At 52.7% G+C, this 12,997-nt stretch carries 7 protein-coding genes; 1 reads left to right on the forward strand and 6 read right to left on the reverse strand.

What is annotated here, in order from left to right:
• Positions 1–175: 175 nt before the first annotated feature.
• From GBK04_RS07590 to GBK04_RS07605, 4 genes are all read right to left on the reverse strand, one after another.
• On the reverse strand, positions 176–1,612 hold the full coding sequence (locus GBK04_RS07590) for a RagB/SusD family nutrient uptake outer membrane protein (RefSeq protein ID WP_152758305.1): 1,437 nt from the start codon (positions 1,610–1,612) through the stop codon (positions 176–178).
• A 50-nt stretch (positions 1,613–1,662) separates the two neighbouring features.
• Positions 1,663–5,142 (reverse strand): TonB-dependent receptor, encoded by a 3,480-nt coding sequence (locus tag GBK04_RS07595; RefSeq protein ID WP_152758307.1) that lies wholly within the window; start codon positions 5,140–5,142, stop codon positions 1,663–1,665.
• A 158-nt stretch (positions 5,143–5,300) separates the two neighbouring features.
• Positions 5,301–6,392, reverse strand: coding sequence for a FecR family protein (locus GBK04_RS07600; protein WP_152758309.1), 1,092 nt, complete (start codon positions 6,390–6,392; stop codon positions 5,301–5,303).
• A gap of 75 nt (positions 6,393–6,467) precedes the next feature.
• The gene (locus tag GBK04_RS07605) at positions 6,468–7,103 is read right to left on the reverse strand and encodes an RNA polymerase sigma factor (RefSeq protein ID WP_152758311.1); all 636 of its coding nucleotides are present in this window, start codon (positions 7,101–7,103) and stop codon (positions 6,468–6,470) included.
• A gap of 108 nt (positions 7,104–7,211) precedes the next feature.
• On the opposite strand from GBK04_RS07605, the gene GBK04_RS07610 reads away from it, so the two are divergent.
• Positions 7,212–7,847: a pseudouridine synthase gene (locus tag GBK04_RS07610; protein WP_373330798.1), complete on the forward strand. Its 636-nt coding sequence runs from the start codon at positions 7,212–7,214 to the stop codon at positions 7,845–7,847.
• Between the two features lie 74 nt (positions 7,848–7,921).
• Here GBK04_RS07610 and GBK04_RS07615 read toward each other — a convergent pair whose 3' ends face one another.
• Positions 7,922–9,697 (reverse strand): T9SS type A sorting domain-containing protein, encoded by a 1,776-nt coding sequence (locus GBK04_RS07615; protein ID WP_152758313.1) that lies wholly within the window; start codon positions 9,695–9,697, stop codon positions 7,922–7,924.
• Between the two features lie 265 nt (positions 9,698–9,962).
• Entirely contained in the window at positions 9,963–12,908 is a 2,946-nt protein-coding gene (locus GBK04_RS07620; RefSeq protein WP_152758315.1) for a T9SS type A sorting domain-containing protein, read from the reverse strand.
• Between the last annotated feature and the right edge of the window lie 89 nt (positions 12,909–12,997).

Here is a 12,997-nt window from a genome sequence, read left to right on the forward strand (position 1 = left end):
ACCAAAAACTAAAAAAGTAAGCAGCAGAGAGAGAAAGTGTCTTGACATAACATGATTAACTTGTTCCATAAATGGGAAGGGGGATGCTCTTTCTTTATACCCCAATTGCCCTAAAAAAGCCCCTTCCTGACAATGGAAGGGGCTTTTGAATACTTCAACGGTACTTTTGTTTTGATCAATACCCCGGATTCTGTTTGATTTTGGATGGGTTGATATCAATCTGACTCTGGGGTACGGGCCAGATAAGGTTATCGGCCGTCAGATTGGTCTTGATACCAATCGCGGCTGCTTTGGCCTGTAAAACGGGTAGGGCCCGGCCCGTCCGAACCAGATCGAACCAGCGATGACCTTCAAAAGCCAGTTCGACCCGGCGCTCCTGCTCGATGGCCAGGCGCATATCCGCCTGACTACTGATGGACAGATCGTTCAGCCCTGCCCGCTTTCTGATCCGGTTCACGAAAGGCAGGGCTTCGCTTGTTTTTCCGATTTCGTTTAGGGCCTCAGCGTACATCAGCAATACATCGGCATAGCGTAGTACGGGCCAGTTGTCGTCCGAATCACCGCTGACCACAGGGGCATCGAGGTACTTCTTCACAAAATAGTAGTCTACTCTGTTTCCCTGAGCGTTGGTATAGCCCGTTGCCATCGAAATATTTTTACGCAAATCGCCCGGTTCATACGCCTGTTCCATATCCGGTGTAGGCCGATTGTTGCCCCCACCCCCAAACTGAATCACGGCATTGCCGGAGTTTTCGGGAGCAAAACTGTTGCCAAACCCACTCCCTTCGCGAGGTACCAGGCCTTTTTTGTACTGAACGTCAAAAATGGATTCCTTGCTGTTTTTATTGGCCGGATTAAAAACAGCAGCATAGGTGGGCAGCAGGTCGTAAATCCCACTGTCGATCACCTCTTTTAAGACAGCAGCCGCTTCGGCATATTGCTTAGTGGTAAGGTACACCTTGCCTAACAGCGATTTGGCGGCTCCCCGCGTGGCCCTACCCACGTCCGTACCACTATAACTATCCGGAAGTACCTGCTGGGCCTCCGACAAATCCTTTATAATCTGGGCATATACCTCGCTGGCCGGGGTACGTCCGTACTCATAGCCCTCGGATGGATCGTCGATTTCTTTCAGGACCAGAGGTACATCACCAAATACCCGTACTAGGTTAAAGTACATCAAAGCCCGCAGGAATTTGGCTTCGCCCGTAATCCGTGCCTTCAGGGTTTCGTTCATGGCCACCGCTCCGATCCGGTCGATCACGGTATTCGCACGGTAAATTCCCCGGTAGCCGTCGTTCCAGCGGGCCAGCAAAACGGGGTTGGTAGTCCGGATGTAGAACTTGTCGAATTCATCCTGGTCCGTAACCGAGCCTGACAAAACCGGGGTGGTATTGTCCGAAGGAATCTCGCCCAGAATATAGTAGTTGCCGTACTGCCCCCCGGCCTGCAGGGTGGCGTAGGCCCCATTGATGGCCGTAATCATATCGGCTTGGGTCTTGAAAAAAGTAGCCGTACTGGCCGAAGAGATGGGCGCCAGGTCGAGGAATGTTTCTTTACAGCCCGTAAAGCTCAACGCAGCGATTAGGGTTATTATGACTTTGCTTTTCATATTGGTTTTATTTTAGAATAAAATACGCGGGATTCTATCGCCGATCGAATTCAGAAAGAGAGGTTCAGGCCAATAGTGTAGGTACGGGCCAAAGGATACGAGCCGTAGTCCACTCCGCCGGTCAGGGCGTTTTCGTAGCCACTTACCTCGGGGTTATACCCTAAGTACTTCGTAAAGGTGAAGGCGTTTTGTACTCCCGCATAAACGCGGGCATTCTGGATTTTTATCCGGTCGGAAAGCGAACTTGGCAAGCGATAGCCCAGGGTAATGTTTCTGATCCGGAAATAACTCGCGCTTTCGATCCACCGACTGGAAATCGCGTTGTTGTTGCCGGTGGAGCGGGTATTGGCCCGGGGAACAATGCCGTTGCCCGGTTGCTCGGGCGACTGCCACCGATCCAGAACGGTAGTTAGTTGATTCTGATTTCCTTCCAGATTTTCGATAAAGCGCCGACTCAGATTCAGGATTTGGCCACCCTGGACACCCTGAGCCGATATGCTTAAATCAAATCCGCCGTAGGTAAGAGTATTGTTAATGCCATAAATAAAATCGGGCTGATTGTTCCCGATCAGGGTCCGGTCATTGGCATTGATTACTCCGTCGTTATTGACATCGGCAAATTTAACGTCGCCGGGACGTGAGTCGGCAAAATGGGGGAAGGCATCGAGTTCAGCCTGATCTCGGAATACGCCAATCTGCTGGTAGCCATAGAAATTGCCCAAAGGTTCACCCAGCACAGTAATGTTGGTTTCCCCAACTCCCGATCCGCTCCGAATCGCATCTCCGGTGGGCCCCAGTGCCAGTACTTTGTTGCGGTTGAAAGAGAGATTGAGATCCGTAGTCCAGGCAAAGGTACCTACCGTATTACGGGTAGTAAGTCCGAACTCCATTCCTTTGTTTTCGACCTTGCCAATATTCTGATTAGCCGACGTGAATCCCGTCAGGCTGGGTACCTGGACGGACAGCAGCAGATCAGAAGTGATACGGGAGTAGTAGTCGGCCAGGAGGAAAACCCGGTTTTTGAAAAGCCCTAATTCCGCTCCTATATCCGTTTGCCGACTCTTCTCCCAGGTTAGGTTAGGATTACCGATCACGTTGGTAGCCAAGCCATTGGCCAGACCATTCCCGATCACATAGTTGTCGATCCCCAATGTGCCGATGGAACCGTAGTTGGCAAAAGCGTTATTACCCGAAAGACCAAAGCTGGCTTTCAGTTTCAATTCCGAAATGGCGGCCACGTTTTTCAGGAACGGCTCTTCACTGACCCGCCAGCCCACCGAAGCCGATGGGAAGGTACCATATCGCTGGTTGGCCCCAAACCGTGACGAGCCATCGCGCCGGATGGAAGCATTGAACAAGTATTTGTCATTGAAAACATAGCCAATTCTGCCAAAATAAGAAGCCAGCGAATACTGCTCTTTGAATGAGCTACCCCCCGATATGACCCCCGCGTTGACCGTACGGACAATATCGTTCGGGAAATTGGTGGCATCTACGCGGTTGTTCTCAAAGGTATTCTGCTGAGCCTCTACTCCAATCAGCGCGGTGAAACGATGGGCGGTACCTAGTTCGAACGAGTAGTCGAGCGTGTGGTTGGTAACCCAGTTGATGTTTTGGCTGGTGATGGACGAGCCGGTACTGATGTTGGGCGGCAGGAGCTGGTTCAGCGGCATGGTCGAGGCCCGGTAGAGATTCTGGCGGAGATAGGTAATATCCCCTCCTACACTCCCGCGGTACTTCAGGCTTTTCCAGATGCCTACTTCGAGGTAAGTATTTCCCAGGAGCCGAAGGGTATTGACATTATTGTCGGCTTCGGTAATATTGGCCACGGGATTCGTCACCCCAGCCCAATCGTAGGGAGCGGCAATGGAGGCCTGTGAATTGTAGGTTACGCCATCCGCCTGATAAATAGGGACAATGGGTACTTGGGACAAAGCGGCGTTGATCACCCCATTGCTGGCCCAGTGTCCGTCGGAATTGATCCTGCGTTCTTTGGTAAAGCTGGGACTGATGCTCATGCCTACCTTAATACGGGGACTCACCTGGGCATCTACATTGGAACGGAACGTGTAGCGGTCGATCCCGGACTGTTTGATAATCCCATCCTGCTTGAGGTAGTTTCCCGACACCATGTACTGTACCTTATCACTTCCTCCCGATGCGGATAGCTGGTAGTTGCTGATGGGCGCGGTTCGGAAAATCAGGCTTTGGTAATCGTAGCTCTGAATTCCCGCCGGATTATCGAAATCCAGGCCCGGAAATTCGCCACGGGGGTAGCGGTAGCGTTGCGCGGCCGGCCGGGCACTGTTGGGGTCCGTAATGGAAGCACCAGGTACCCGTTCCAGGTAGGCGTTGTTATGCGCCGACTTACTAAACTCTGCAAACTGCTGGGCGTTCAGCATATCCATGGTTTTGCTCACCTCCTGGATACCCGTGTAATAATCGAGATTGATCGTACTCTTGCCGGCTTTGCCGCGCTTGGTAGTAATCATCACCACGCCATTGGCGCCGCGCGATCCGAAAATGGCCGTAGCCGAAGCATCTTTCAACACATCCACGGTTTCGATATCATTCGGGTTGATCAGGTTCAGGCCACTGCCATTGACCAAATCGCCCGAATTCAACGGTTGACCATCTACCACGATTAACGGCCCGTTTCCCGCACTAATAGACCCTAGTCCCCGTATTTTGATCGAAGGACCACTGCCGGGTGCACCCGAAGCCTGCTGGACCAGCACGCCCGGCATGCGCCCGGCCATACCTTCGCCAATGTTCGTCACGGGCATATCCTTGATCGCCTGCGTATTGAGAGAAGCGATGGAACCAGTGACGTCTTTTTTGCTTTGGGTACCATACCCTACCACAACCACTTCCCCCAGCGCTCTTATGTTGACTTTCAGCGAAACATCAAGTCTTGTAGAATTGCCCACGGTCATCTCCGTGCTTTCGTAACCTACGAAACTAAACACTAACACGGCATTTTGATCGGGAACAGACAAGCTGTACTCTCCTTCGGCGTCAGTTGTGGTACCCCGCTGGGTACCTTTCACCAGCACATTGACTCCCGGCAATTCCGCTCCGCTTTCGTCGGTCACTTTGCCCGACACGGTAATATCTACAGGCGCATTCCGAGCTTCGACCGTTTTTTGATCGGCAGCTAAGCTAATCTCCCTTTGGCGGGTAAGGATAATGTACTTCCCTGACACTTCGTACGTCATGTCCAGCGGACGTAAGAGTCTGGTCAATACCGAGGCCAGGGGTTCGTTGCGGGCTTCCAGGGTTACCCGCTTTCGGCTTTTAAGCAAAGTTGGTTCGTAGCTGAACTTCACCTCGGCCGATTTCTCAATTTGGCTTAGGGCTATCCGAATATCCTGATTCGTCAATTCCAGCGAAATGGGCCGGGCAAGTAATTCCTGAGCAACGCCTTCCCGGGCTACGCTGATCCCGAAGGTCAGAAAAGCCAGAAAAAGAGGGACGCATGTAAACTTGATCATAGTTAACAGTACATGAACATGTCGATGTTTTTTCATGAATTTGAAGGTTTGTAAGGTGCATTGAAAACAGAATCAGCAAAACTATTTCCCGCTATTCCGGGATGGGTTCAAAGTCGGTTAGGTTGGTCACATGATCGACTTTTTAATCAGGACATTTTTTTACATAAAAGTCTAATTAGGGTACTGGTATAAATTTATTTTTTCGGGTTTTTATTTTCAATAATTATCTGAGCATCAACAATTTGGTACGACAGGCTTAGCGTTTTACAAATTACATCCAGCTTCTCATACAGGCTTTCGTCTTCCAAACCGACGGTCAGCGACCGCCCTTCAACTACCTCGGGTTCATAGATAATCTCCACGCCGTAGGCATTTTCCAGTACCTGAAAAATTCGGTCAAGCGGGGTATTGTTAAATTCAAAGGAGATTTTTTCGACGGGAGAAGCCAGAATGACGGGTACCTCGATGAGCGTTTTATCGAGATGCGACAAGTCACGGTTAAAAATGGCCTGTTGATTGGGCGTAAGTATCAGCCCTTTTCGTTCAGGAATGGTCAATTCTTTTTCAAAATCTTTCTTGGCAAAAACCGAAACCCGTCCCGTTCTGACTTCTACGATCACCTTGGGAGAACCCGCATATGCCTTGATACGAAAGCTCGTTCCCAATACCTTGGTTACGGTTTCATCGGCAAATACCAGAAAGGGCTGGCTGGGATTTTTGTGTACCTCAAAAAATGCTTCTCCGCTCAGATGAACTTCCCGTTGGTCGGCCGCGAATTCGCGGGGGTAGGTCAGGCGGCTATCCCGGCCCAGACTGACCACGCTACCGTCACTCAAATGAATTTTAATGGTACCCGTAGTCCGGTTGACCTCTTCCAGTAACTCAACCTGGGTAGATTGACGGGCAATAGCCGGAAGGTGGGTTAGATCCCGGTTCAGATAAATCCATCCTAAATAAGCGGCCATGCCCAGCAGGAAGGCGATTGAGGCCGCCCACTGCCATCCGGGGCGAGCGGGTAGCAGCCAACGGCGTTTAGGACGAATACGGTGCTGGATATTTTGCCAGATCGAATCGGCCAGATCATGATCGTCGGAAATCGACTGTTGTGTTTTCAGCTCCAGAACGAGTGTCCGAGCGGCCAGTATTTTATCGGTTTGCCGGGGATGAGAAGCAATGTACTGCTCCCAAAAACTACGGTACTCGGAATCGGGGTCAAGTACCCAGTTTTGGAAGGTTTCGTCAAAGGCAAAGTCCTCAATTTCAAAATTTCTAAAATCTTTTGCCATGGGGTAGATAATGTTTTACATACCCCAGTGCATGAGAACTCTGATTTTAATCCATTTTATTCAAAGATTTTTTAATTAAACTTTTCCGACAAACGGAAAGAAGGGAAGAAGCAAACTAATTAGTTGCAGTTTTTTGCGCAGCGTCCGGAGGGCCGTATAGATGAACTTACAGGCTGATTGGTAGTTTACGCCCATCATCTGAGCTACTTCTTCGTTGCTGAGTTCCTGAAAGTAGCGAAGATGGATGGCTTCCTTCTGTCGCTTGGGTAATTGAAGCAAGGCAGCGGCCAGTTGTTGAGCATACCGATGAGAATTTTCCTGCGCCAAAATCTGATTTTCAATCGTGTCCGAATCATCAGGTACTTCTACTTCATCCAGCGTTTGGGTGGTGTCTTTTTGCAAGGCCCTGATAAGTTTGTAACGGAGCGATTTGAGCAAATAGTGCTTCATTGAACGGACCTGGCCAAGCGATGAGCGATTCTGCCACAACTCCACGAAAAGATCCTGAATACAATCCTGAATCAGACTACGGTCACTTGTAATCTTATAGCCATACTGAATGAGAGATTGAATATGAGCCTTATACAGTATTTCAAAAGCCTCTTTACTACCATCCTCAAAAGCTGGCCAAGCGGTACCGTCACTCTCCTTCACAACAGGAGTCGCAGGCGTATCAACCGAGAACTGGTTTTCAAAATGAGTTTTCTTCACAAAATTCGCTCGTTAATAACCCGGTGAGACTGTATTTCAAAGATGCTCTCGAATCAGGTTCTACTCCCTAAACTGTACCTTTGTCCATGAAAAATTCTAAAACCTCACTTGCAAACTGATACCATCACCCAAGCATTGAAAGCTGAGCACCGCTACTTCGTTTTGAACAAGCCTTACGCTATGCTCTCGCAATTCATTGGCGGTCAGGGCCGGATGCTGGGCGAGCTGGGCATCGACTTCCCCGAAGGTACCCACCCCATCGGGCGGCTGGACAACCATTCGGAGGGGCTGCTGATTCTGACGACGAATAAAAAAATCACCAAACTTCTTTTTCAGGGAGAGGTACCTCACCGCCGTACCTACCTCGTGCGGGTGTACCGCGAAGTAAGCCCAGAAACGATTGAAAAACTGCGCACGGGGGTAACCATACGCATCAAAGGCAATGTGGATTTTGTAACAACTCCCTGTGAAGTAGAACGGGTAGAAGAACCAGAAAATTTGTTCTCCGGCGGCTATGAATACCGCGAAGGTTTACCGCATTCGTGGCTTCGTATCACGCTGACCGAAGGAAAATTCCGCCAAATCCGAAAAATGACGCGGGCGGTGGGCCATCCCTGCCAGCGCCTGATTCGGATAAGCATTGAAAACCTCAAGCTTGGCGGTTTACCACCAGGGCAGGTGCAGGAGATTGAAGAAGAGGATTTTTTTGAAAAGCTGAGGATTCCCTACCTACCTCCGATCTGATATAATAAAAAAAGGGCCCGACTAATCCGGGCCCTTTCTACATATATTAGGTACAGGCAAAATCACTACTCATACTACTGCTTCTGCACACGTACGACGGCCTGGCGGCCCAGCGCGTCGCGGCAGCGGATCAGGTAGGTACCCTGCGCCTGGCGGCCCAGGTTGAACTCCACCCGGTTCACCCCCTCGCTCAGCTCCTGCACGCGCTGCTGCACCGGCCGGCCGGCTACGTCCAGCACGTCGAGCTGGGCGGCACCCGCCACCACGCTGCTGACTTCTACGGTCAGGGCATTGGCGGTGGGGTTGGGGTAGGCTTTCATGGAAAGCGTCAATACCGCTTCGGAGGTTTCTCCTTCATAACTGATACGCGCCGGAACATTCGAATTGCAGCCGCCCAGCGTCGCTCCGAAGCGCAGGTAGGTAGGCACCAGGTACTGAGCGAGGCAGAGCTCACGCCCGCCCAGGCACATTTTCACCCCACCGTAGCCGCAGCGCACGTCGTTGACATTGACTTCAACACTTTTTTGTGTTGAGCAGCCGTTGGCGCCAGTCACCGTCACGGTATAGGTAGTGGTGCTGGTAGGGCACACATTGATGCTGGCGTTGGTGCTACCGCCCGGACTCCACGAGTAGGTGTAGGGCGTTGTACCGCCAGTGGCGCTGGCTGTTAGCGTGGTGCAGTTGCTGCCGTAACCGTATATAACCGAGGTGTTGCCCGAGATCGTCACGGCGGGCGGGGCTTTGGTTGTCACGCTGACGGTGGAAGTCTCGCCCGTGCAGCCCTCAAGAGTACAAGTGGCCGAGTAGGTCACTGTGCCCACGTTGGCCGAGGTAGCAACGATATTGCCCGTGCCGCTACTGTTGTCACTGCCCATCCAGTTGACGGTTCCCCCGATGCAGTTGTCGAATTGGAAGATGACGTCGCCTGAGTTCTGGCAGACATTGGCCGACTGCTGCCCGGCGGGTACGCGGACGTCGCCAGGATACGCCGTAAATAGGTTGGGGGCGGGTGCACCACATACAAAATTGAGAATCACGCTGCCATCCTGCCCGCTTCCACCTCCATTTACTCCGTTAGTGCGTACAGCATTGGTTCCCGCAATTCCGCTTGTTTGAATAAAAGAAGTACCCCCTGAGCCTCCGATGTTGGGCACTCCGATACTGCCAAAACCACCGTTCCCGCCACCATAGCCACCGCCGCCGCCGCCACTGAAAGTGAGATTGTTGCCGCTACCACCTCCCCCGAAACCGAACCCACCAGATGGACCAATCGGACTAGTACCTCCATTTCCACCACCAGACAGGGTACCCGCCTGACCGCCGGAATATAGCACGGTATTAAAAGCAGAAATAGAACTGCCGTCAACTCCAAAACCACCCCCTCCGGTGCCCCCTTTTATATATTGAGTTCCCAACACATTTCCTCCTCCCGGGGTGCCGTCAGAAGCCAAGCCGCCTCTTCCATCACTGTTTAACAGCGAACTGCCACCTCCACCGCCGGACACGATGAGCAATGTAGAGGTGCCTCCCCTTTTCAGAATGACGGCACTTCCGCCGCCGCCGCCCCCAAACCCCTGTCCACTAAGGTTTCCGATTCCAGCTTTGCCGACTACGATAATCAATTCATCATTCATCTGTACTGGAAAATCAGCCTGTACAGTGGCTCCGGAGCCTCCATTCGCAAACGCCGATGCCCCATCAGCCCCTCTTGAAGTAATAGTTAGAGTGCCCGTTGCATTTATTGTGTAACTTTGATTGGCACCAGTACTATTGAATGTCTGGGCACTAGTTTGGGATCTAATTCCCAGATTCAACACAATCATTACTAACAATAAGGAAATGTTTTTCATAATAAGTAGAGAATTTAAGCTGGTGAAAAAGTATGAGGGATAATTTTTTGTAAAAAAATTACACTTCGCAAATATATATATTCTGAGTAATTTTATCCACAGCTTGCTAATGAAATTATTATAAAAAAAAAGCTGATTATCCAAATGGACAATCAGCTTAGGTAAGCAAAAGAAAAATAACGCTCCTCGACAACCCGTTTTCTCGAGCTGGCGGATGTGCTAGAAAGTACTTACACGTTGCTTTGGTTTTGCTCTATATAAGTGATTAGTGCTTCTGCACGCGCACGACGGCCTGGCGGCCCAACGCGTCGCGGCAGCGGAGCAGGTAGGTACCCTGCGCCTGCCCACCCAGGTTGAACTCCACCCGGTTCATCCCTTCGCTCAGTTTCTCTACCCGCTGCTGCACCGGCCGACCGGCCACATCCAGCACGTCGAGCTGGGCGGCGCCCGCCACCGGGCCGCTGACTTCCACGGTCAGGGCACTGGTGGTGGGATTGGGGTAGGCTTTCAGCGACAGGCTCAGTACTGGCTCACTTGGTTGTTCTTCGTAGCCGATGCGCGACGGAACGCTGGTGTTGCAGTCACCCAGCGTCGCTCCAAAGCGCAGGTAGGTAGGGACCAGATACTGAGCGAGGCAGAGCTCACGCCCGCCCAGGCACATTTTTACCCCACCATAGCCACAACGGACATCCAGCACCATCACCGTAACACTCTTCTCACCCGTACAGCCGTTCTGGTCAGTGGCTAGCACGGTATAGGTTGTAGTGGTGGTAGGACACACATTGACGGTAGTGTTGGTGCTACTGGTACCCGCGGTCCACTGGAAGGTTTTCGGTCCCGTTCCGCCCGTGGCGCTGGCCGTCAGGGTGGTGCAGTTGCTGCCGTAGCCATAGACAACCGAAGTATTGCCGCTGATGCTGACCGTGACAACAGTAGGTTCCGTAACGGTGGCTGACTGCACGGGAGATGCGCACCCTTTGGCATCCTTAACCCGGAATTGATAAGTGCCTGCGGATAGGCCTGTGAAAGCAAAGGGATTGTCGTGGGTCGGCGAGCCGTAATTGGTTCCGCCATCGTTCGAGTAGGTGAAAGGTGCTGTTCCGTTACCGACCAGTAGGGACACCTTACCATTGCTACCTCCTTGGCAACTCACAGGGGTGACGGTGGGTGTCAAAGTCACGGGAGAAGCAACCGTCGTCACGCTGACAGACACCGGGCAGCTGGTAAGCCCACCAGCCGTACAGGTAGCGGAGTACACGACGGTACCCATGTTGGCCGAAGAAGCTACGATATTGCCCGTACCGTTGCTGTTGTTATCGCCCGTCCAGTTAATAGTACCACCATCGCAGCCACTGGCCAGGAAGGTCACGTTTCCGGAGTTCTGACAGACAGTGGCCGACTGCTGTCCGGCAGGCACCCGGGGATCGCCAGAGGCCGTAGCGAGTTCAGGCGGTTGCACCTCGGACAGTTTGAGCGATAGCTGCACAGACCCGCGTATGAAATCACCGACCCCGTCTAACCCGTCTTGGCGCATAATATTATTGGCAGGTACTGGTCCCGTTGTTTGCACAAATGAGATACCTCCGCTGCCCCCGTCGCTATTCTGACCGCCGCTGCCGCCACCATAGCCGCCACCGCCGCCACCGCCGCCTTTGTTGCTACGGCTATAGTCGTATTTTCCGGCTCCTCCCGCTCCAAATCCGAACCCACCCCGGAATGTGTATTCATAACCGGAAGAGTTATTATAGTCCGTGCCGCCTTGACCACCCCCTGTCAATGTACCAGCCTCTCCTCCTTTAGTACCGCCTCCACCGCTTGCATTGAAGCCACCTCCCCCACCGCCGCTCCTTCCGGTGCTGTTGCCACCCTGGGCGGTACCATCGGCCGCCGAAGCTCCTTTCCCCCTTCCAAATTCTTCGCTACTAGCAAAACCGCCGCCACCGCCGCCGGCTGCCACTAGCAGCGGGGAGGAGATACCCTGACGAATGAGAACGACACCCGTACCACCGCCACCACTACCCCCACCGCTTCTATTCCCACGCTCATCAGCGGCGTATTGACCATTTCCCTCATGGCCTACCACGAGCAAGAGCGTGTCACCTTTCTGAACAGCAAAATCAGCCCTCAGCGTAGCTCCCGATCCACCGTTATTGATGCTGGTGGCTCCGTCAGCGCCCCGAGCGGTTAGGGTCAGTATGCCGCAGCCGGGCACGGCGTACTTGTGATTTCCACTGTCTTTGAAAGATTGGGTGTAGTCTGGGCAGGCCGTAGGTAGGTTGGAGGATGAATAGATAAGCTGTACAGAACCCCGTATAAAATTTCCCCTACCGTCCGTTCCATTCTTGCGGTCAATATTGCTAGCGGGAGCTACTCCCACCGTCTGTACGAATGAGGTACCACCCTGCCCTCCGGCATAATTTGCTCCGGCATCTCCACCACCGTAGCCGCCGCCGCCGCCGCCGCCATTTTCATTACCGCCATAGCTGGCGGCACCACCGCCGCCAAATCCAAAACCTCCACGGAAGGCGTTACCTGTCGAGTTGTAGCCAGTGCCGCCTTCCGCACCACCCGAAACCCTACCAGCCTTGCCGCCCTTGCTGCCGCCACCCGGTATGATGAAGCCACCTCCGCCGCCGCCACCCTGCGGTGAACTGGTTCCGCCCCGAGGTGTACCATCGTTAGCGGAAGCACCTTTGCCACTGCCGTAGTTCTGGTCGTTGGAAAAGCCAGCACCACCACCCCCAGCGGCTACCATCAGAAGCGTGGAAACTCCACCACGGATCAGGACGACGCCTGTACCCCCACCGCCACTACCGCCACCGCTATTCCCCTGCCATAGCCCACCTCCCTCATGGCCCACTATGAGGAATAGCGTGTCACCTGCTAGAACGGGAAAATCAGCGGTAAGCGTAGCTCCTGACCCACCTGGATTGATGCTGGTGGCTCCATCGGCGCCCCGAGCGGTCAGGGTCAGCATGCCGCAGCCGGGTACGGCGTATTTGTATTCGCCGCTGTCGTTGTAGGACTTCGTATCAGTCTGGGTACCTTCCGGTACGATTCCCGTCCCGGTTGTCATATTTCTGGACGTGCTACTAGTTCTGTTGTTTTTAGAACTGAGCTGCTTAGCGAGCGTAGGTAGGGGTTGACCGTAGCCCGCCCAAGGAGCTACCAAAGCCAGTAGCATTACCACAATCAGGTAGTGTTTTTTCATACGTAGTAAAGTGGTTTGGGTAAAAGGAAAAAAAAGGTGTGTGTGTATGGTGTATAGAATAATTCGAATGATCGTCCAGCTGCCCTCAG

The sequence above is a fragment of the Salmonirosea aquatica genome, from assembly GCF_009296315.1.
GTDB classification, from domain to species: Bacteria; Bacteroidota; Bacteroidia; order Cytophagales; family Spirosomataceae; genus Salmonirosea; species Salmonirosea aquatica.

Excerpts from the sequence above, each read along its gene's own strand:
- GBK04_RS07595 (WP_152758307.1), bottom strand. The coding sequence starts at position 5,142 with ATGAAAAAACATCGACATGTTCATGTACTGTTAACTATGATCAAGTTT.
- GBK04_RS07600 (WP_152758309.1), bottom strand. The coding sequence starts at position 6,392 with ATGGCAAAAGATTTTAGAAATTTTGAAATTGAGGACTTTGCCTTTGAC.
- GBK04_RS07620 (WP_152758315.1), bottom strand. The coding sequence starts at position 12,908 with ATGAAAAAACACTACCTGATTGTGGTAATGCTACTGGCTTTGGTAGCT.
- GBK04_RS07615 (WP_152758313.1), bottom strand. The coding sequence starts at position 9,697 with ATGAAAAACATTTCCTTATTGTTAGTAATGATTGTGTTGAATCTGGGA.
- GBK04_RS07590 (WP_152758305.1), bottom strand. The coding sequence starts at position 1,612 with ATGAAAAGCAAAGTCATAATAACCCTAATCGCTGCGTTGAGCTTTACG.